The 19,277-nt window shown below is 67.3% G+C and carries 19 protein-coding genes; 12 read left to right on the top strand and 7 right to left on the bottom strand.

The window, feature by feature from the left end:
* Positions 1–13: 13 nt before the first annotated feature.
* Positions 14–1,156 carry a MexC family multidrug efflux RND transporter periplasmic adaptor subunit gene (locus tag AC3WL2_RS13145; protein WP_102682835.1) on the bottom strand — a complete coding sequence of 381 codons (1,143 nt, stop codon included), beginning with the start codon at positions 1,154–1,156 and terminating at the stop codon, positions 14–16.
* Positions 1,157–1,336: 180 nt separating this feature from the next.
* Here AC3WL2_RS13145 and AC3WL2_RS13140 point away from each other — a divergent pair, with 180 nt between their 5' ends.
* From AC3WL2_RS13140 to AC3WL2_RS13130, 3 genes are all read left to right on the top strand, one after another.
* Positions 1,337–2,872 carry an FAD-dependent oxidoreductase gene (locus tag AC3WL2_RS13140; protein ID WP_102682836.1) on the top strand — a complete coding sequence of 512 codons (1,536 nt, stop codon included), beginning with the start codon at positions 1,337–1,339 and terminating at the stop codon, positions 2,870–2,872.
* Between the two features lie 109 nt (positions 2,873–2,981).
* A complete protein-coding gene (locus AC3WL2_RS13135) occupies positions 2,982–3,989 on the top strand; it encodes an aldo/keto reductase (RefSeq protein WP_102682837.1) in 1,008 nt (335 codons plus the stop codon).
* A 115-nt stretch (positions 3,990–4,104) separates the two neighbouring features.
* Entirely contained in the window at positions 4,105–4,737 is a 633-nt protein-coding gene (locus tag AC3WL2_RS13130) for a LysE family translocator (protein WP_102682838.1), read from the top strand.
* Positions 4,738–4,740: 3 nt separating this feature from the next.
* Here the strand turns inward: AC3WL2_RS13130 and AC3WL2_RS13125 are convergent, their stop codons facing one another.
* The gene (locus AC3WL2_RS13125; protein ID WP_102682839.1) at positions 4,741–5,928 is read right to left on the bottom strand and encodes an MFS transporter; all 1,188 of its coding nucleotides are present in this window, start codon (positions 5,926–5,928) and stop codon (positions 4,741–4,743) included.
* A 111-nt stretch (positions 5,929–6,039) separates the two neighbouring features.
* On the opposite strand from AC3WL2_RS13125, the gene AC3WL2_RS13120 reads away from it, so the two are divergent.
* Positions 6,040–6,960 carry a LysR family transcriptional regulator gene (locus AC3WL2_RS13120; RefSeq protein ID WP_102682840.1) on the top strand — a complete coding sequence of 307 codons (921 nt, stop codon included), beginning with the start codon at positions 6,040–6,042 and terminating at the stop codon, positions 6,958–6,960.
* Positions 6,961–6,986: 26 nt separating this feature from the next.
* Here the strand turns inward: AC3WL2_RS13120 and nfsB are convergent, their stop codons facing one another.
* Entirely contained in the window at positions 6,987–7,640 is a 654-nt protein-coding gene (nfsB, locus tag AC3WL2_RS13115) for an oxygen-insensitive NAD(P)H nitroreductase (protein ID WP_102682841.1), read from the bottom strand.
* A 103-nt stretch (positions 7,641–7,743) separates the two neighbouring features.
* Here nfsB and AC3WL2_RS13110 point away from each other — a divergent pair, with 103 nt between their 5' ends.
* From AC3WL2_RS13110 to AC3WL2_RS13095, 4 genes are all read left to right on the top strand, one after another.
* Positions 7,744–8,664: a LysR family transcriptional regulator gene (locus tag AC3WL2_RS13110; RefSeq protein WP_102682842.1), complete on the top strand. Its 921-nt coding sequence runs from the start codon at positions 7,744–7,746 to the stop codon at positions 8,662–8,664.
* A gap of 34 nt (positions 8,665–8,698) precedes the next feature.
* A complete protein-coding gene (locus AC3WL2_RS13105; RefSeq protein WP_102682843.1) occupies positions 8,699–9,313 on the top strand; it encodes a LysE family translocator in 615 nt (204 codons plus the stop codon).
* 77 nt (positions 9,314–9,390) lie between these two features.
* Entirely contained in the window at positions 9,391–10,221 is an 831-nt protein-coding gene (locus AC3WL2_RS13100; RefSeq protein ID WP_102682844.1) for an AraC family transcriptional regulator, read from the top strand.
* 49 nt (positions 10,222–10,270) lie between these two features.
* The gene (locus AC3WL2_RS13095) at positions 10,271–10,855 is read left to right on the top strand and encodes a LysE family translocator (protein WP_102682845.1); all 585 of its coding nucleotides are present in this window, start codon (positions 10,271–10,273) and stop codon (positions 10,853–10,855) included.
* Positions 10,856–10,862: 7 nt separating this feature from the next.
* Here the strand turns inward: AC3WL2_RS13095 and AC3WL2_RS13090 are convergent, their stop codons facing one another.
* Positions 10,863–11,756 (bottom strand): EamA family transporter, encoded by an 894-nt coding sequence (locus AC3WL2_RS13090; RefSeq protein WP_102682846.1) that lies wholly within the window; start codon positions 11,754–11,756, stop codon positions 10,863–10,865.
* A 261-nt stretch (positions 11,757–12,017) separates the two neighbouring features.
* Between AC3WL2_RS13090 and AC3WL2_RS13085 the strand changes: the two genes are divergently transcribed.
* Together AC3WL2_RS13085 and AC3WL2_RS13080 are read left to right on the top strand one after the other, a co-directional pair.
* Positions 12,018–13,415: a purine-cytosine permease family protein gene (locus AC3WL2_RS13085; RefSeq protein ID WP_102682847.1), complete on the top strand. Its 1,398-nt coding sequence runs from the start codon at positions 12,018–12,020 to the stop codon at positions 13,413–13,415.
* 122 nt (positions 13,416–13,537) lie between these two features.
* Entirely contained in the window at positions 13,538–14,845 is a 1,308-nt protein-coding gene (locus tag AC3WL2_RS13080; RefSeq protein WP_102682848.1) for a substrate-binding domain-containing protein, read from the top strand.
* Positions 14,846–14,850: 5 nt separating this feature from the next.
* Here AC3WL2_RS13080 and AC3WL2_RS13075 read toward each other — a convergent pair whose 3' ends face one another.
* Both AC3WL2_RS13075 and AC3WL2_RS13070 read right to left on the bottom strand, forming a co-directional pair.
* On the bottom strand, positions 14,851–16,185 hold the full coding sequence (locus AC3WL2_RS13075) for an ATP-binding protein (protein ID WP_102682849.1): 1,335 nt from the start codon (positions 16,183–16,185) through the stop codon (positions 14,851–14,853).
* Positions 16,182–16,928 (bottom strand): response regulator, encoded by a 747-nt coding sequence (locus AC3WL2_RS13070; protein WP_102682850.1) that lies wholly within the window; start codon positions 16,926–16,928, stop codon positions 16,182–16,184. The genes AC3WL2_RS13075 and AC3WL2_RS13070 overlap by 4 nt, the downstream gene beginning before the upstream one ends.
* 121 nt (positions 16,929–17,049) lie before the next feature.
* On the opposite strand from AC3WL2_RS13070, the gene AC3WL2_RS13065 reads away from it, so the two are divergent.
* Together AC3WL2_RS13065 and AC3WL2_RS13060 are read left to right on the top strand one after the other, a co-directional pair.
* Positions 17,050–17,388, top strand: coding sequence for a hypothetical protein (locus AC3WL2_RS13065; protein ID WP_102682851.1), 339 nt, complete (start codon positions 17,050–17,052; stop codon positions 17,386–17,388).
* The gene (locus AC3WL2_RS13060) at positions 17,385–18,044 is read left to right on the top strand and encodes a DUF3313 domain-containing protein (protein ID WP_102682852.1); all 660 of its coding nucleotides are present in this window, start codon (positions 17,385–17,387) and stop codon (positions 18,042–18,044) included. The genes AC3WL2_RS13065 and AC3WL2_RS13060 overlap by 4 nt, the downstream gene beginning before the upstream one ends.
* A gap of 151 nt (positions 18,045–18,195) precedes the next feature.
* On the opposite strand, the gene AC3WL2_RS13055 is transcribed toward AC3WL2_RS13060, so the two are convergent.
* Complete coding sequence (locus AC3WL2_RS13055) at positions 18,196–19,248, bottom strand: NAD(P)-dependent alcohol dehydrogenase (protein ID WP_102682853.1); 1,053 nt, start codon at positions 19,246–19,248, stop codon at positions 18,196–18,198.
* Positions 19,249–19,277 lie beyond the last annotated feature (29 nt).

Here is a 19,277-nt window from a genome sequence, read left to right as displayed (position 1 = left end):
CGCTACCCTCGCCTTAGTGTGCCGCGGCCTGTTGCGCCTGGGCCGGCTGCACCGACATGCCAGGCGCAAGGCCGGCCGGGCCGCCGACGATGACCTGGTCACCAGCGCGCAGGCCCTCGGTGATCTGCCAGCGCGAGCTGTGCATCGCGCCGGTGCGCACGCTGCGCGCCTCGGCCAGGTTGCCGTTGCCGACCACCAGCACCCGCGCCTCGCCATCGCTGCCGCGCTGCACCGCGCGCTGCGGCACCAGGATGGCCTGCTGGTCGATACCCTGCGGGGTGCGCACGCGCACGTACATGCCCGGCAGCAGGATGCCGTCAGCATTGTCGAAGCGACCGCGCAAGGTGACCTGGCCGGTGCCACGGTCGACCGCCACGTCGGTGAACATCAGCGCGCCCTGGCGCTGGTAGTCGGTGCCTTCCACCTGGGCGGTCAGCGCTTTGTCGTCGCCAGCGCCGAGCGCGCCGTCCTTGAGGGCCTGACGCAGGCGCAGCGCTTCGGCGGCGGACTGGGTGAAGTCGACGTAGATCGGATCGAGCTGCTGGATGCGCGCCATCAAGGTGGCGTCGCCCTGCCCGACCAGGGCACCTTCGGTGGCCAGGGCGCGGCCGATGCGGCCGGAGATCGGCGCGGTGACCGTGGCATAGCCCAGGTTCAGGCGCGCGGTCTGCACGTCGGCCTGGGCCGAGCGCACGGCCGCCTGGGCGCTGCGCAGCTCGGCGCTGGCGGTGTCGAAGTCCTGCTGGCTGACCGCCTCGATCTTGACCAGCGGCTCATAGCGCTTGACCCGTGCCTGGGCCTCCTGCTGCACCGCCTGGGCCCGCGCAAGGTCGGCCTCGACACGCGCCAGGGCAGCCTTGAACGGTGCCGGGTCGATCTGGAACAGCACATCGCCGGCCTTGACGTCGGCGCCTTCCTCGAAACGTTTGTGCAGGACAATGCCGGCCACCCGGGCACGCACCTCGGCCACCCGCATCGGTTCGACCCGGCCCGGCAAGGTCGAGGTAAGGGCCAACTGTTCGCTGGCCAGCGTCACGGTCTCCACCGGAAATGCCGTTTCAGTCACGGCCTGCTGTTCTTCAGCCACTCCGCAACCGGCCAGCGCTACCGCCACTGCCAGCCAGCTGACCATCCCTATTGCACGCAAATTACTCATGAACTCACCCGAGCCGTTAGCTAAAATTGGCGCGAATGGTACTTGTACATTGATTTTGAGTCAATTTAGTCTCATTTGAAGTTTTTGTGAAATATTGTAATCACCCTTCCGATCGTCGGCTGAGCGCAGCCTGGCTCCATGGCAGGCGTCAAATGAACACTACCTGCTGAGGAGATCCCCATGACCTTCCATGCCGTGGCCAGCCTCGACCAGCTCGAAGAACACCGTCCCCTGCGCGTCCAGGCCGGCACCGAAGACATCGTCCTGGTGCGCCAGGGCGAGCGGGTGCGTGCCTACCAGGCCAACTGCCCGCATGAGGGCGCGCCACTGGAACAAGGCGCGGTCTGTGGGGGGGTGCTGATCTGCCCCTGGCACAAGGCCGCCTTCGCCGTGGATGAGGGCGCGGTGTGCGAGCCCCCGGCGCTGGCCGGTCTGCGCCGGCATGCCGTGCAGGTCAGGAACGGCCAGCTATGGGTGGACGACCAGCCACTGCCCGAGGCCGAAGCGCCGCGCCACAGCGACGCGCGCACCTTCGTCGTGGTGGGTGCCGGCGCCGCCGGGGCGGCCGCCATCGCCACCTTGCTCGACCATGGCTTTGCCGGGCGCCTGCTGTGGATCGACCAGGAACAGCCGAACGCCTACGATCGCACCGCGCTGAGCAAGTTCGTCATCGCCGGGCAGATGCCGGTGGACGAAGTAGCCTCATTGCTCGCCCCAGTCGACCTGCGCCGAGGCCAGCTGCGGCGCATGCACGGCAAGGTACGCGCGCTGGATGCCGGCAAGCGCGTGATCAGCCTGGCCGACGGCCAGCAGTTGAAGTACGACGCCGCCCTGCTGGCCACCGGCGGCAAGCCCTACCGCCCCCAGCTCCCCGGCGTGCAACTGCCCGGCATCTGCGTACTGCGCTCGCGCACCGATGCCGCGCAGCTGCTCGACCTGGCCGAGCCGGGCCAGCCGGTGGTGATCGTCGGCGACGGTTTCATCGGCCTGGAGGCCGCCAGCGCCCTGCGCAAGTACGGTTTGCAGGTGCATGTGGTCACGCGCCACGCCATCCCGCTGGCCCGGCAGTTGGGCGAGCGCATCGGCCAGACCCTGCGCGAGCTGCATGAACGCAAGGGTGTGCAGTTCCACGGGCCGACCGAGGTGGTCGGCTTCGAGGGCCGCGAGCGCGTTGAGGCCGTGCTGCTGGCCAATGGCGAGCGCCTGGAGACCGCGCTGGTGCTGCTGGGTACCGGCGTCACCCCGGCCACCCGCTTCGTCCAGGGCCTGCCCCTGGCCGAAGACCATTCGCTCACGGTGGACGCGCACCTGCAGGCCGCCGACGGCCTGTGGGCGGCGGGCGATATCGCCACCTTCCCCCTTGCTGGCCGCCCGGTGCGCATCGAGCACTGGCGCCTGGCCCAGCAGCATGGCGTGATCGCCGCCGCCAACATGCTCGGCGAACGGCGCCGCTACGACGACGTGCCGTTTTTCTGGACCTACCAGCACGGGCGCACCTACGAGGTGCTCGGGCATGCCGCGAGTTGGAACCGGATCGAGTACGTCGGCACGCCGGAGCAAGGCGACTTCGTTGCCCTGCAATGCCTGGACGACCAGGTCGAGGCAGTGATTGCCAAGGGCTATTCACGGGCCATGGCGGTGCTGTCGCAGCGCCTGAAGCGGCCGCTGTCGAGCCGCGAGGCGCGTGAGCTGATCGATGCCTGGGCGGATGGATGAGCCTCGCGCCAGCGCCTTGAAACGGTGCCTGGCCTGCGCTTTCAATGCAGGGCGGAACTGTGTAAAAGAGGGAAACCCCTCTCGTGGCATCAGAAAAGGATTATCTGTAATGATCTACCGCCCTCTCGGCCATTCTGGCCTGCAAGTCTCGGCCCTCACCCTCGGCAGCATGATGTTCGGCGAGCAGACCAGCACCGAAGACTCGCTGCGCATCATCGACAAGGCCTGGGACCAGGGCATCAACTTCGTCGACACCGCCGATGTCTACAATGGCGGCCGCTCCGAGGAAATCGTCGGCGAGGCGGTGGCGCGCAACCGTCACGAGTGGATCATCGCCTCCAAGGCCGGCTATGGCCCGGTCGATGGCCTGCCGAACCGCAGCGGCCTGTCGCGCAAGCACCTGTTCAATGCCATCGAGGCCACCCTCACGCGCATGGGCACCGACTACCTGGACATCTACTACCTGCACCGCGAGGACCATTCGGTACCGCTGGAAGAAACCGTGCGCGCCATCGGCGACCTGCTGGCGCAAGGCAAGATCCGCTACTGGGGCGTGTCCAACTTCCGCGGCTGGCGCATCGCCGAGATCTGCAACGTGGCGCAAAGGCTCGGCGTGGCCAAGCCGGTGGTCAGTCAGCCGCTGTACAACATCGTCAACCGCCAGGCCGAGCCCGAACAACTCACCGCCGCCGCCTACCATGGCCTGGGCGTGGTGCCGTTCAGCCCGCTGGCCCGTGGCGTGCTCAGCGGCAAGTACGCGCCAGGCTCCACCCCCAACGAAGGCAGCCGCGCCGGCCGCCAGGACAAGCGCATCATGGAAGTGGAATGGCGCCAGGAATCGCTGACCATCGCCCAGAAGATCCATGCCTATACCGAGGCCAAGGGCGTGGGCATCGTCGAGTTCGCCATCGCCTGGGTGCTGAACAACCGCCTGGTCAGCTCGGCCATCGTCGGGCCGCGCACCGAGGCGCAGTGGGACACCTATGCCGGTGCGCTGGAGGTCAAGGTCACGGCGGAGGACGAGGCCTTCATCGATTCGCTGGTGACGCCCGGCCATGCCTCCACGCCCGGTTTCAACGATGTCGCCCACTTCGTCAGCGGGCGCCTGGCGCGCTGAACCGGCCTGGGCACTTTCTCTGGGAGCGGGCAAGCCGCTCCCTCAGCGATGCCCAATGGCGGTCCGCGCCGATTACTGGCATTGTGTGTCTTTACCAGCGCAAAGGACGCGCTCCATGGCCCTGCACCTCTGGTTGACGTTCTCCTTCGCCTACCTGCTCACCTCGCTGCTGCCCGGCCCGAATGTCCTGCTCACCGTGCGCAATGCCTTGCGCTATGGCCCTTCCGGCATGAGCATGACCCTGTTCGGCAACCTCACCGCGCAACTGCTGACGATCACCGCCGTGGCCATGGGCGTGGGTGCCCTGCTGATCTCGTTGCCCACGGCGTTCCTGGTGCTGAAGCTGGCCGGCGCCGCTTACCTGATCTACCTCGGCCTGCGCCAGTTGCTGGGTAAAGGCGCCCCCACCGCGTCGACGGCGCAGGTGGTCGCGACGCCGCCCCAGACGCAATGGCGGATCGCCGTGGAAGCCTTCCTGGTCTCGGCGAGCAACCCCAAGACTCTGGTATTTTTCTGCGCCTTCCTGCCGCAGTTCCTCGAGCCTGGGCGGCCAATCTTCGGCCAGTTCGCGGCCATGTACCTGAGCGGCTCGCTGATCGTCTGCCTGGTGCACTCCTTCTACTGCTTCACGGCCTGGCGCTTCGGCCTGCGCCTGAAGGCTTCGCCCCTGGCGGCCTGGTTCAAGCGCGCCAGCGGCGCGCTGTTCATCGGCCTGGGCGTGCGTCTGCTCAACACCCGGGCGGTGTAGGCCTCACTCGCTCGCCAGCATGGCCAGGGTCGCGATCATCGCCAGCACGGCGAACCCACACGCCACGTAGCCCAGGGCGCTCAGGCCCAGGACCTGGATCACCGCGCCGCCCAACGCCGCACCGGCGGCGATACCGGCATTGGCCGCCGACACATTCAAGGTCCCGGCCAGGGCCTGGGCCTTGGCGCCGGCCTGCATCACCCGCACCTGACAGACCGGGAATAGCGCCGTGTAGGCGATGCCCCATAGCACCAGCGCGCCTCCCAGCAGCCATGCAGTGCCGAGCAACGGGGTGACCGCGCCCATGCCCAACGCCAGCATCGCCAACAGCAACAGTGTGGCCCGCAGTGGGCTGCGATCGACGATGCGCCCGGCCAGGCCGTTGCCGAGCATGCCGACCACGCCGAAGCCCATCAACCACCAGCCCACTTCACCGGCCGGCACGGCGGCCAGCTGTTCGAGGGTCTCGGCCAGGTAGGTGTAAGCAATGAACATGGCAGTGAATACCAGCGCCGAGAGCAGCACATGGGCGATGAAGCGGCGGTCCTTGAGGATCACCGTCTGCCGCTCCCCCGCCGCAGGGGCGGGTGCAGCCGGCACGCTCGGCAGCCACGCCCACATCAACAGCGCCACCAGCAGGCACAGCACGGCGAGCAACGCGAAACTGCCACGCCAACCGACCAGCCCGGCGGCCAGCGTGCCCAATGGAATGCCGAAGACGAATGCGGCGGTAATGCCCAGATACACCCGTGACACCGCCCAGCCCTCGCGCCCCGCCCCGGCCAATTGCCCGGCGCTTTCGCTGGCGGTGCCCCAATACACCGGCAAGGCCAACGCGGCGATGAAGCGTGCCAATGCCAGCACCCAGATGTTCGGCGCCAGCGCCGACAGCGCGTTGGACGCAGCGAACACCAGCAGGATGGCGATGAACAGTCCCTTGCGCGGCATTGCCGACAGCCAGGCGGTGAGCGGCGGCCCGAACAGCATCACAGTCACGGCGAACAGCGTGACCAACTGGCCCGCGCCCGCCACCGACAGGCCAAGGTCACGGGCCAGCGCCGGCAGGAGGCCGAGGATCAGAAATTCGGTGGTCAATACCGCAAAGCCGCCGATGGCGAACAGGCCGATGGACAACCCCGTACGCGGCGCTGGGCGCGTGAGGGTGGCGTGGGTCAGGCTGGAAGTGGGCATCGGCTGCGATCCTTGGTGAATGGCAGGCCAGCTTAATCTGGAAGTATGTTCCGATTACTGGTAGTTATTCCTTTATCAAGTGAATCAGATTCATTAATAAAAGGCCTCGCCATGTCTGCATCGGAACGCCTCAAGGACATCGACTTCTTCGTCAGCGTGGCCAACGCTGGCAGCTTCATCGCCGCCGCCGAACGCATGAACCTCACCAGTTCCGCCGTGAGCAAGGGCGTCGCGCGCCTGGAGAAACGCCTGCAGGTGCGCCTGTTCGATCGCACCACCCGGCGCCTGGCCCTGACCGACAGCGGCGCCGACTACTACCGCGCCTGCACGCGCGTGCTGGCGGACATCGAGGAAGCCGAGCTGGCCCTCAACGATGAACACCAGACGCCCTGCGGCAAGCTGCGTATCGACCTGCCAGCCACCTTCGGCCGTCTGCACGGCCTCCCCGCCGTACTGGACTTCGCCGCGCGGCATCCACGGCTGCAACCGCACATCACCCTCTCCGATCGGTTCGTCGACCTGATCGAGGACGCCATCGACATCGTCGTGCGTATCGGCGGACCGCAGACCTGGCAGCCAGGCATCGAGCACCGTTACCTGGGCAGCCAGCGCCTGGTGTTTTGCGCCGCCCCCGCCTACCTGGCCCGCCACGGCACACCCCGCGACCTGCAGCAACTGCAGGCCCAGGGCTGCGTGCTCTATGCCTGCGCAGACGGCAGCACGCCGGCCCTGCACTTTGCCGGCGCCCGCCCGGGCCTGACGCAGCTGCGCGGCATGCCCGGGCGCCTGGCCATCGGCGATGCCGAAGGCCAGGCGCTGGCTGTCAGCGCCGGGCACGGCATCGCCCAGTTGCCAACCTGGCTGGTCCAGCGTCAGCTGGATGCTGGGACGTTGCAGCAAGTATTGCCGGAGTACGCCATGGAAGGATTGCCGATCAACCTGGCCTGGCGCCGCAACCGCGGGCACCTGCCCAAGGTGAGCGCGATGGTCCAGGCCCTGGCCGAGCGCCTGGGGCCGCTGATCCAGGGCTGACCCAAGTCAAGCGTCACTGCCGATACTCACAGGAAGGTAAATACCTGCCCCGCCGCCAAGCGCGACTTGCTCAGCCCGGCATTGAAATCCTCCTCGCTGCGATAGCCCAGGCTGAGCAGCACCACGCTGGTGTAACCCTGCTCGCGCAGGCCCAGTTCGGCGTCCAGGGCCTTGGCGTCGAAGCCTTCGATCGGCGTGGCGTCCAGGCCGTGGGCGGCAGCGCCCAGTAGCGCGGTGCCCAGGGCCAGGTAGACCTGCTTCTCCATCCAGTGCTGCAGGTCCTTGAAGTCATGGCGGTGCAGGTCGACATAACCGCGGCGGGTCTGGTCCTGGACTTCGCGGGCCTGTTCGTTGCGGAAGCGGCCATCGGCGGCTTCCTGCCCCAGCACGGCCTGCAGGTGGGCTTCGGTCATGTTGGTACGGGCGGCGAACACGATCACATGCGAGGCGTCACGGATTTTCGGGCTGTTGTAGGCGAATCGCGCATCGGTAGCCTTGGCCAGGCGCGCCTTGCCTTCGGCGCTGTCGGCCACGACGAAGTGCCAGGGCTGCGAATTGACCGAGGACGGGCTGTGGCGCAACTGCTCGAGCAGCGCGTCGATGGTGGCCTGGGGGATTTTGCGGTTGGCGTCGTAGGCCTTGGTGGTGTAACGGCGTTTGGCGAGGGCAACGGTGTCCATCTACGGCAATTCCTCAAGGGTTCGTGAATGAATGGCATCTTATCTTCCCGACCGTAAAGAAAAACCAGCACAATGCAGCAACACTTTCATCCCTGGAGTGAAAATGCTGCGCATCAATGATCTCGAACTGTTCGCCCGTGCCAGCGCCCTGGGCAGCTTCACCGCCGCAGCCCACGAGGCCGACCTGCTGCCCGGCCAGGTGGCCGCGGCGATCAAGCGCCTGGAGCGCGAGCTCGATGTGCGCCTGTTCGCCCGCACCACCCGCAGCCTGCGCCTGACCGCCGAAGGCGAGCTGTACCTGCCCACCGCCCAGCGCGTGATCGATGCCCTGCGCCAGGGCCGCGAGGACCTGCATGGCAGCCACAGCTGCCTGCGCGGCGTGTTGCAGGTGGCGGCGCCCTCGGACATGGGCCGCAACCTGCTGCGGCCCTGGCTCAGTGCATTTCGCCGCGAGCATCCGGGGTTGGGCCTGCGCTTCTTCCTCTCCGACCAGTTGGCCGACCTGTACCGCGACCCGGTGGATGTCGCCATCCGCTACGGCCAGAACGAGGACGCCAACTACATCGCCCTGCCCCTGGCGCCGTGGAATCGCCGGGTGCTGGCGGCCTCGCCGGACTACCTGGCGCGCCATGGCCGCCCGCTGACCCCCGAGGACCTGCAGCAACACGACTGCCTGCTGTACCTGCAGCAAAGCCGGGTGTACGACAAATGGCGCCTGGGCAACCGCACCGTGCAGGTGCGCGGGCCGCTGTTCAGTGACGATGCCGACGTGGTGCGGCGCTGGGCGCTGGAAGGCGAAGGCATCGTCTACAAGTCGTGGCTGGATGTCAGCGCCGATGTCGCCGCCGGCGAGCTGGAACTGCTGCTGCCCGAGTACCCCGGCGAGCTGACCCCGGTGACCCTGGTGTGCCCGCACCGCAAGCAGCTCACCCCCGCCGTGGCCCAGTTGCACCTTTGGCTGCGCGAGCGTTTCGCCGCGCTGCGCCCGGACGACATGTTGCAGCCGTTGTCGCCGGGCGTATAGTGCATCCACCCCCGACCGCAAGGAGCTGTCATTCATGCCGAGCCTGGAATTTCTCGTCACCGCGCTGATCATCGTGCTGATCCCCGGCAGCGGGGTCATCCTCACCGTGTCGAGCGCCCTGGTGGCCGGGCGACGGGCCTGCCTGTGGACCGCCACCGGTTGCACCCTGGGCATCGTCCCGCACCTGCTGGCGTCGGTACTGGGCCTCTCCGCCTTGCTGCACACCAGTGCCCTGGCCTTCCAGGGCCTCAAGTTCGCCGGCGTCGCCTACCTGCTGTACCTGGCCTACGCCACCTGGCGCGACCGTGCGGCCTTCGCCGTGGACGCGCACGCCACCCCCGCCGCCGCCAGCCAACTGGTGATCAAAGCCTGCCTGCTGAATATCCTCAACCCCAAGCTGACGCTGTTCTTCCTCGCCTTCCTGCCACAGTTCATCACCCCGCAGGCCGGCTCCGCGACCGTGCAAATGCTCAGCCTCAGCGCGGTGTTCATGGCCATGACCTTCATCGTCTTTGTGATCTATGGCCTGCTCGCCCACCTGTTCCGCCGCGCCGTGATCGACTCGCCGAGAGTGCAAGCCTGGTTGCGCCGCGGCTTCGCCGCCTCATTCGCCGGGCTAGGCCTCAACCTGGCACTGGCGCAGCGCTGAAGGCTGCACAATCGTTCTAAACACCCGGGTCGTTTGTGCGTTAAGGTCATCCATCGACCACCCACACGGCCCGCCCCATGAGCAACTGGATCGACCTCAGACAGGACGCCGACACCGGCATCGAGTCGGTCCGCGCCCATTTCACCGGCCACGCCTACGACCCGCACTGGCACGACAGCTTCCTGGTCGGGGTGACCGAACAGGGCGTGCAGCAGTTCAACTGCCGCCGCGAGCGCCATTGCAGCACGCCCGGCCAGGTGTTCGTGCTCGAGCCTGGCGACCTGCACGACGGCCATGCACCGACCGTGGAAGGCTTCACCTATTCGACCCTGTACCTGGACGCCAACTGGCTGGAAACCGAGCTGCGCGCCCTGTTCGAGCACGCGCCCTCAGGCGCCCTGCCCAGCTTCGGCACCCTGCTGCACCAGGATCCGCGCCTTGCCGGCGCCACCGCCCGGGCCTTCGAGACGGTGCACTACAACGACCTGCGCATTGTCCGCCAGACCGCCCTGGACGATCTGCTGAGCGGCCTCACCGGCCACCTGCACTGGCGCAAACGCCTGGACCCCGATCCACGCCTGCCGCTGTGCGCCCACGTCGCCCGTGATTATCTGCACGCGCACCTCGACCAGGACATCGGACTGGTCGAGCTGGCAAAGGTCTGCGGCATCGACCGCTTCCGCCTGACCCGCGCGTTCAAGGCAGCCTTCGGCCTGGCGCCGCATGCCTACCTGATCCAGCTGCGCCTGGCCCGCGCGCGGCGGCTGCTAGCCTTGGGCGAAACGCCAGCCAGCGTCGCCACTGCCCTGGGCTTTGCCGACCAGAGCCACCTGGGCCGCTGGTTCCGCCGCGCCTACCGGCTGACCCCGGCGGACTACCGCAAGCGCTGCTCAAACCTTCCAGACTGAAGCCGCGCAGGCCGCGACCATGGTGCTTCGATCACACGGAGCCCTGACCATGTCGCACTCGCTGTTGCCCTTCATCCTGTTTGCCCTGGCCGCCAGCATCAGCCCCGGGCCGACCAACCTGTTGATCCTCGCCCACGGTGCCCGGCGCGGGCTACGCGCCAGCCTGGCACCGATCGTGGCGGCCTGCTGCGCGGCGGCGGCGGTGGTGTGGCTGGTGGGAATGGGGCTGGGCGCGTTGCTGCTGCGCTACCCCCTGGCGCAGATGGCCATGAGCTGGGCCGGCGCCCTGTGGCTGAGCTGGCTGGCCTGGAAGATGCTGCGCAGTGCCGGCGCCCCCTTGCTGGCGGGTAGCGACGGCGGCCTTGGCCCATTGAGCGCGGCGACCCTGCAGGTGGTCAACCCCAAGGTATGGGTGACGGCGGTGGCGATGGTCGGCCTGTTCGCCACCCCAGCACTGCCGATGGGCTGGCTGGCCCTGGTGTTCCTGCTGGTCGCCCTGCCCAGCATGACCGCCTGGGCTTTGATGGGCATCGGCAGCGCACGCTGGTTGCGCTCGTCGCGGGCCTTGCGCCTGTTCAACCAGGGTCTGGCGGGGTTGCTGCTGGTGTCGGCCTGGTCGGCCTTGCTGGTATGAGCGCCGCTCAGGTGCGCCCGGGGCTGGCGGTGCGCAGGCGCATTCCCAGGCGCGGCCCGAACACGTTGATCAACAGGCCCAGCATCACCAGCAGCGCCCCCCAGCCTTGTGCCTCGCTCAAGCGCTCGCCCAGCAGCAGCGCCGCGGAGCTCAGGCCCACCACCGGCACCAGCAGCGAGAACGGCGCCACCTTGCCCGCCGGGTGGCGCGACAACAGTTTGCTCCACAGGCTGTAGCCGACCATGGTGGCGACGAACGCCAGGTACGCCAGGGCCAGCACCGAACTCCAGCCGATGTTGGCCAGGGCATGGCCAATACGCTCGGGGCCTTCCAGCCACCATGACAGTGCCAGGAACGGCAGCGGCGGAATCAGCCCGCCCCAGATCACCAGGGCGACCAGGTCCACCTGGCCGAAACGCCGGGTGATGATGTTGCCCATACCCCACATGGCGCCGCCGCACAGGGTCAGCAGCAGCGCGACCAGCGGCACGTGGCCGCTGTCTTCGCTGCCGATCACGGCCAGGCCGCTGGCGGCCACCAGCAGGCCGAGCACGCTGGCCAGGCGCAGCCGCTCGCCGAGAAACATCGCGGCGAAGCCCAGGGTGAAGAACGCCTGGGACTGCAGCACCAGCGAGGCCAGCCCAGGCGGCATGCCACTGGCCATGGCCTGGAAGAGGAAGGCGAACTGGCCCAGGGAAATGGTCGCGCCATAGGCGATCAGCCAGCGCCACGGCAGGTTCGGGCGCTTGATCAGGAACACCGCCGGGAAGGCCACCAGCAGGAAACGCAGCGCCCCGAGCAGCATCGGCGGCAGGCCGTCGAGCCCCACCTTGATGACCACGAAGTTGACGCCCCAGGCGATGATCACCACCAGGGCGATCAGCAGGTCCTTGAGTGGCATTGCAGGCATTCCTTCTTCAGGCTTGTTGTAGACATATTTGGTTACAGCATACGGGCATCACGCCGCCGCGGACCAGCACAGTTGCGTACCAGCCTTGTGTAACAGTCGGCTGTGATGGCCGGCGAAAACACGCGATCATCCTGCGCAAGCTTCACTTGACCAGACTTGTATATACATGCTCATATCGGGCTTCGGCCATCCGCCCTGCGTCCCGCCGATAGCCGCCGCCTTTCACAAAAACAACGAAGCGGAGCCTCCCCGATGTCCAGCAAACCCGTGATCGAGCGCCGCTCGATCGACTACATCCCCGAGTCTGAGCGCCATGGACGCGTCTACAGCCAATTCACCCTGTGGCTGGGAGCCAACCTGCAGATTACCGCGATCGTCACCGGCGCCCTGGCCGTGGTGCTGGGCGGCGACGTGTTCTGGTCGTTGATCGGCCTTTTGCTCGGGCAACTGGTCGGCGGCGCGGTGATGGCCCTGCATGCCGCCCAGGGTCCGCGCCTGGGGCTGCCACAGATGATTTCCAGCCGCGTGCAGTTCGGCGTGTACGGCGCGGCCATCCCCATGGCCCTGGTGTGCCTGATGTACCTGGGCTTTACCGCCACCGGCACGGTGCTGTCCGGCCAGGCCATCGGCCAGTTGCTGAGCATCAGCGACAGCGCCGGCATCCTCATCTTCGCCGGGGTGATCGTGCTGGCAACCCTGGCCGGCTACCGGGTGATCCACTGGATCGGCCGGGTGGCCAGCGTGCTGGGGATCATCGCCTTCGTCTACCTGTTCAGCCGCATCCTGATGCTGGCCGATATCGGCCAGTTGCTCGACAACCGCCACTTCAGCTGGGCCAGCTTCCTGCTCGCGGTGTCGCTGGCCGCTTCCTGGCAGATCGCCTTCGGCCCTTACGTGGCCGACTACTCGCGCTACCTGCCCAGCCACACCTCGCCACTCAAGACCTTCCTCGCCGCCGGCCTGGGCTCGGTGATCGGCGCCCAGGCCTCGATGATCCTCGGCGTGTTCGCCGCAGCCATCGCCGGTGGCCAGTTCTCCGGCCGCGAGGTGGCCTACATCGTCGGCCTGGGTGGTGCCGGCACCACGGCGGCGCTGCTGTACTTCTGCATCGCCTTCGGCAAGGTGACCATTTCGACCCTCAACAGCTACGGCAGCTTCATGTGCATCGCCACGATCATCAGCGGCTTTCGTGGCCACCTGCAGATCAGCCGCATGCAGCGCCTGGTGTTCGTGCTCGGCATCGTCGGCGCGGCGACCCTGGTCGCGCTGCTCGGGCAACATTCGTTCCTCAGCGCGTTCAAGTCGTTCATCCTGTTCCTGCTGACCTTCTTCGTGCCCTGGAGCGCGGTGAACCTGGTGGACTACTACTTCATCACCAAGGAGCGCTATGACATTCCGGCACTGGCCGACCCGGATGGCCGCTACGGGCGCTGGAACTGGCCAGGCATCGGCGTGTACACCTTCGGCGTGCTGGTGCAGATGCCGTTCATCGACACCAAGCTGTACACCGGACCCATGGTCGCGCACCTGGGCGGCGTGGACGTGTCGTGGCTGATCGGTCTGGTGGTACCCAGCGTGCTGTACTACTGCGTGGCGCGCCGTCGGGCGGCCGAGGCGCCGGCCAGCATCATCGTGCCTGAAGCACGCTAAGCCTGGTCACGGGTACAGATCCCGCAGCAGCGCGCTTGGCTGCTGCGGGAGCCAGACCTGTCATTTTTCGGTCAAACAACTGTCGTAATCTGCGGTGCAACTCTGTGCCACAGGTCTTCGGCATGCCTCGCCTGCTCCCCCTATTGCTGTGCCTGCTTGCCGGCCTGGCCTGCGCCGCGCCGGCGCAACTGCGCATCCAGGGCTCCAACACCATCGGCGCCACGCTTGGCCCAGCCTTGGTGCGGGGCCTGTTGCAAGCGCAAGGCGCGAGCGCCATCGAGCGCCAGCCTGGTGCCTCCGCCAACGAGACCACGCTTCACGCTGTCGATCGCAACGGCCTGCCCCTGCGTGTCGACATCGCCGCCCACGGCACCAGCACGGGCTTCGCCGCACTGGCCCGCGGCGAAGCGGACCTGGCCGCAGCCTCGCGACCGATCAGTGACAGCGAGGTGCAACAGTTGCAGGCCCTGGGCAACCTGCGCGGCGCGGGCTCGGAGCAGGTCATCGCCCTGGATGGCGTGGCGGTGATCACCCACCCGGACAACCCCCTCGCGCAACTGACCACCGGGCAATTGGCGCAGGTGTTTTCCGGGCGGTTGCAGCGCTGGGAACAGCTGGGCGTGCCCGGTGGGGCGATCCACCTGTATGCCCGCGACGACCACTCCGGCACCTTCGAGACCTTCAAGGCCCTGGTGCTTGCCCCGCACAACCAGGCGCTGGCCACCCAGGCGCGTCGCTTCGAATCCGCCGATGCGCTGGCCGCCCAGGTCATGGCCGACCGCCAGGCCATCGGCTTCAGCGGCCTGGGCACGGTCCACCAGGCCAAGGTGCTGGCGGTGGCCGAGGGTGACGCGCCTGCCCTGCTCCCCAGCCGCGCCTTGGTAGCCAGCGAAGACTACCCGCTGTCGCGGCGCCTGTTCTTCTACCTGCCCGCCCACGCCACGCCCCAGGCCAGGGCCCTGGCAGAGTTCGCCCAAAGCCCCGCCGGACAGGCGATCGTCGCCGACCAGGGGTTCGTCTCCCAGCAGATCAAGCCACAGCCGGTACCGACCCAGGCCGACATGCCGCCGCGCTACCGGGCACTGGCCAGCGAAGCGCAACGCCTGAGCGTCAACTTCCGCTTCCAGGAAGGCAGCGCCAGCCTCGACAACAAGGCCCTGCGCGATGTGCAACGGGTCAGCGACTACCTGCGCCAGGCTGGCAAGCTGCAGGGCAAGGTGGTGCTGGTGGGTTTCGGCGACCCCAAGGAGACACCAGGACGCGCCGCCCTGCTGTCGCGGCTGAGGGCCATGGCGGTACGTCGCGAATTGGCCCGGACCGGGGTCCAGGCCAGGGACGTGACGGGGATGGGCGACGAACTGCCGGTAGCCGGTAACGATCTGCAACAGGGGCGCCTGCGCAATCGTCGCGTCGAAGTCTGGGTGTACTGACCCGCTCAGCGCCCATCGGGCAGCTCGACCCGGGCCACCAGCCCGCCGCCGCTGCGGTTGCGCAGGGTCAGCTCACCGCCTTGCTCGCGCACGCTGGCACGGGCCGCCGAAAGCCCCAGGCCCACGCCGCCGGTGTCGCGGTTGCGCGAGCCTTCCAGCCGGTAGAACGGGTCGAACACCCGCTGCAAGGCCTCTTCGGGGATGCCCGGCCCGCGGTCGCCTACCTCGATGACGATCAGGTGCCCGGCGTGGCTCAGGATGATCTGCGGCTCGCGGGCATACTTCATGGCGTTTTCCAACAGGTTGACGATCACCCGTTTGGTCGCCAGTGGACGGCCGTCATGCACCAGGTGCGCCGGGCCCTTGAAGGCGACGGCGAGCTGCTGGTCGCGGTAGTCGTCGACCAGGGTCTGCAAAAGCTCCGACAGGTCGTAGGCCGTGCGCTGCTCAAGCTGCGTGCCTTCGCGAAAGAACGCCAGGGCCTCGTTGATCATGCTCTGCATCTCCTCCACATCGCGGATCAGCTTGTGCTTGTGGTCCAGGTCTTCCATGAACTCGCTGCGCAGGCGCATGCGTGTCAGCGGGGCGCGCAGGTCGTGGGAGATGGCCGCCAGCATATGGGTACGCTCGCGAATGAAGTGCTGGATCTGCGCCTGCATGGTGTTGAAGGCGATGATCGCCTGGCGGATTTCCTCGGGGCCTTCGATGGCGATGGGTGGCGCCTGCAGATCGCCGCCGAAGCGCCGCGCCGCATTCGCGAAGCGTTGCAGCGGCGCGGCCAGCTGACGGGTGGCAAGCCAGGCCACCAGCAGGGTCGCCACCAGCCCCAGCCCGATGACCACCGCCAGCCGCGCCGGAGCGCTCATGCCCCAACTGCGCTCCGGCGGCACGAACAGCAGCCAACTGTCATCATCCAGCCCGACCAGCGCCACATAGTGCGCATCGGCGCTGCCATCTGGCCAGTCGCCCGGGTTGTATACCTCGATCGGGCGTGAAGGGCCCAGCAGTTGCGCCATCGCCGGCACTTGCCCGGAATTGAGCGGCACGCCCGGACCCGGCAAGCCGAAGTCTGCGCGTCGTGTGCTCCACCTTACCCGCAACGTCGGCGTGCTCGCCGCCTCGGCCAGTTGCCCCCGCAACGCTGGCGGCGCGGTCTCGATCATATGGGCGGTCACGGCGATCTGATCGAGCAGGCCGGTGCGCTCGATGGGCGGACGCGCCCAGCTGCCGGCAAGCTGGACGAACAAGGCGTTGAACGCCAGCGAGGCCAGCAACGCGACGAAGATGGTCAGGGCAATCCGCTTGCGCAGGGTGTCGCGGCCCAGCAGACGACGGATCACGAGCGGGTCACCTTGGCGCTGAACAGGTAGCCGCCATTTCGCACGGTGCGGATGAGGTCCGGGCGCTTGCTGTCGGGCTCTATCTTGCGCCGCAGCCGGCTGACCTGCACATCGATGCTGCGGTCGTAGGCGTCGTGACCATGGCCACGGGTCAGATCGATCAGTTGTTCACGGGTGAGGATGCGCTGCGGGTGTTCAAGGAACACCACAAGCAGGTCGAACTCTGCGCCAGACAGCGGGATCATCACCTGCTTGGGCGAGCGCAGCTCGCGGCAAGTGACATCCAGGTGCCAACCAGCGAAGCCGATCACCGGCCTGGCCGCCTCACCGCGCGGGGCCTGCTCGCCGGCACGGCGCTGCACGGCGCGCAGGCGGGCCAGCAGTTCGCGCGGGTCGAAAGGTTTGGTCAGGTAGTCGTCGGCGCCCAGCTCCAGGCCGATGATGCGATCGCTCAGCTCGGCCATGGCGGTGAGCATGATGATCGGCACCCCGACCTGCGCACGCAGTTTCTGGCACAGGCTCAGGCCGCCCTCGCCCGGCAGCATCAGGTCAAGGATGATCGCCTCCGGGCGCTGGCGCTCGATGGCCGCCCACATTGCCTGGCCTTCGGCGGCCAGGTCCACCTCGTAACCCTGCTGGACGAAGAACTGCTTCAGCAGGGCGAGGATTTCCACATCGTCATCGACGATCAGCAGTCTGCTCACGGTGGTACAGGTCCGGAAAAAAGGCGTATCTAAAACCATTGCGCCGCCCGGGTCATTTATTTCAATCGGGCAACATTTCGTCACGAGTGACACGATTCGGACATCACCTGGCAAACATTACCCTGCACCCTGCGGGCCTTTCATTCGCCGAGGGCTCCCCATGAAGATAGCCGACAGCCGCAACAACACTGATGTTCAAGAAGGTTGCGCCCCCCTGATCCTCAGCCAGCGCCACACCAGCCGCGGCCAGACGGGCTCCCTGATCGTGCAGCAGGAGAGCCTGGGCCTGGCGGACGACCTGGGCTACATCACCCTGCGGCGCTACTTCGAGCACTACGATCCAGGCTGTGGCGAATGGGTCGAATACAGCCATACCGTGCCCATCCGTGAACTGGTCCACTGGTTGATGGCGCATGGCAAGTTGCAGATCCAGGCCTCGCAGGACGCGCCCCCGACTCAAGCCTGGCAGGCCGCCGCGCAAGAGGAGCGCCGCCCATGAGCCGGCGGCATCTGCTGACGGTCATGCTGACCAGCACCCTGAGCCTCTCGGCATGCAGCAGCAACAAGCCGGCACCGGCCGGGTTTCTCAAGGATTACGGCCTGCTCACCCCGCACCAGGCGCCGTCTGGCGGTACCGTACTGAGCTGGGCCGACCCGAAGTGGCCACGGGGGCGCTATATCGAGGTCTACCTGGCGCCCAGCCGCTTCTACCCGACTCCCGAACCGAGCCCGCGTATTCCCCAGGCTGCCCTCGCCTCGATCAGCCACTACTACGACGCGGTACTGCGCAAGGAAATAGGCAAGGTGATGAAGGTAGTGGATACCCCTGGCCCGAACACGCTGGTGGTCCGACCGGCCATTACCCGCATCAGCGCCGACGCACAAAGCCTGCGGTACTACGAGTGGCTGCCGATCACCCTGGTCGCGGCTGGAGTAAGCAGTGCCGTGGGGATGCGCGACCGGGACAGCGAAATCGCCACCGAACTGTCGTTCGAAGCCGGCACAAGCGGGCGAGTGGTGGGCGAGGCAATGCTCGCAGGCACTGGCGTGCCGCTGGAGAACGACCGCCAGGTGATGACGGCCGACAACGTCAAGGCCGTGCTCGATGGTTGGGGCGTCGACCTGCGCCAGGCCTATGCGGCCCCCCTCAGATAGTGTGCCGTGCCGGTGTGTGGGCAGACTGCCTTCAAAGACCTCATCGCTGGCAAGCCAGCTCCCACAGGGATAGCGCAAGACTCAAGAACTGCGCGGGCGAGGTGGGAGCTGGCTTGCCAGCGATGCGCCGCGTCAGCGGCGCCCTGTCGGCTCAGGCCTTCAACGTGGCCATGTCGATGACGAAACGGTATTTCACATCGCCCGCGATCATCCGCTCGTAGGCCTGGTTGATGTTGCGGATGTCGAGCATCTCGATATCGCAGCTGATCCCGTGCTCGGCGCAGAAGTCGAGCACCTCCTGGGTTTCGGCGATACCGCCGATCAGCGAGCCTGCCAGGACCCGGCGCTTCATCACCAGGTTGGCCGCATGCAGTGGCGGGTCGACCGGCTCGATCAAGCCGACCAGGATATGCACACCGTCGAACCTCAACGTCTCGAGGTAGGGGTTGAGGTCGTGCTGGACCGGGATGGTGTCGAGCAGGAAGTCGAAACGGCCGGCCGCGGCGCGCATCTGTTCGGCGTCGGTGGACACGATCACTTCATCAGCCCCCTGGCGCCGCGCCTCCTCGGCCTTGGCCGCGGAACGAGTGAACAGCGTGACATGCGCCCCCAGCGCCTTGGCGAGCTTGATGCCCATGTGGCCCAGCCCGCCCATGCCCAGCACGCCGACCTTGTGCCCCGGGCCAACACCATGGTGCTTGAGCGGCGAGTAGGTGGTGATGCCGGCGCAGAGGATCGGCGCCGCGCTGGCCAGGTCGAGGCCTTGGGGAATGCGCAGGACGAAATCCTCGCTGACCACGATGCTGCTGGAGTAGCCACCCATGGTATTGCTGCCATCGACCCGGTCGGGGGTGGCGTAGGTCATGGTCGGGCCTTCCAGGCAGTATTGCTCCACGCCCTGGCGGCAGGCTTCGCAGTGACGGCAGGCATCGACCATGCAGCCGACCCCGACCAGATCGCCCACCTGGTAGCGGCTGACCTGCGCACCAACCGCGGTGACCCGACCGACGATCTCGTGGCCCGGCATCAGCGGGTAGACGGCGATGCCCCACTCGTTGCGGGCCTGATGGATATCGGAGTGACACACGCCACAGTAGAGGATCTCGATGGCGACATCGTCGGCCCGTGGGCTGCGACGCTGGAAGGTCATGGGCGCCAGGGCGCTGGTGGGGGACTGGGCGGCGTAGCCGATGGCGGTGTACATGCGGACCTCTCTCAGGTGAAACGGTTCAG

Source organism: Pseudomonas sp. FW305-96, assembly GCF_058783825.1.
The sequence above is the reverse complement of the archived record's forward strand: the minus strand, read 5'-3'. Positions and strand labels throughout refer to the sequence as shown.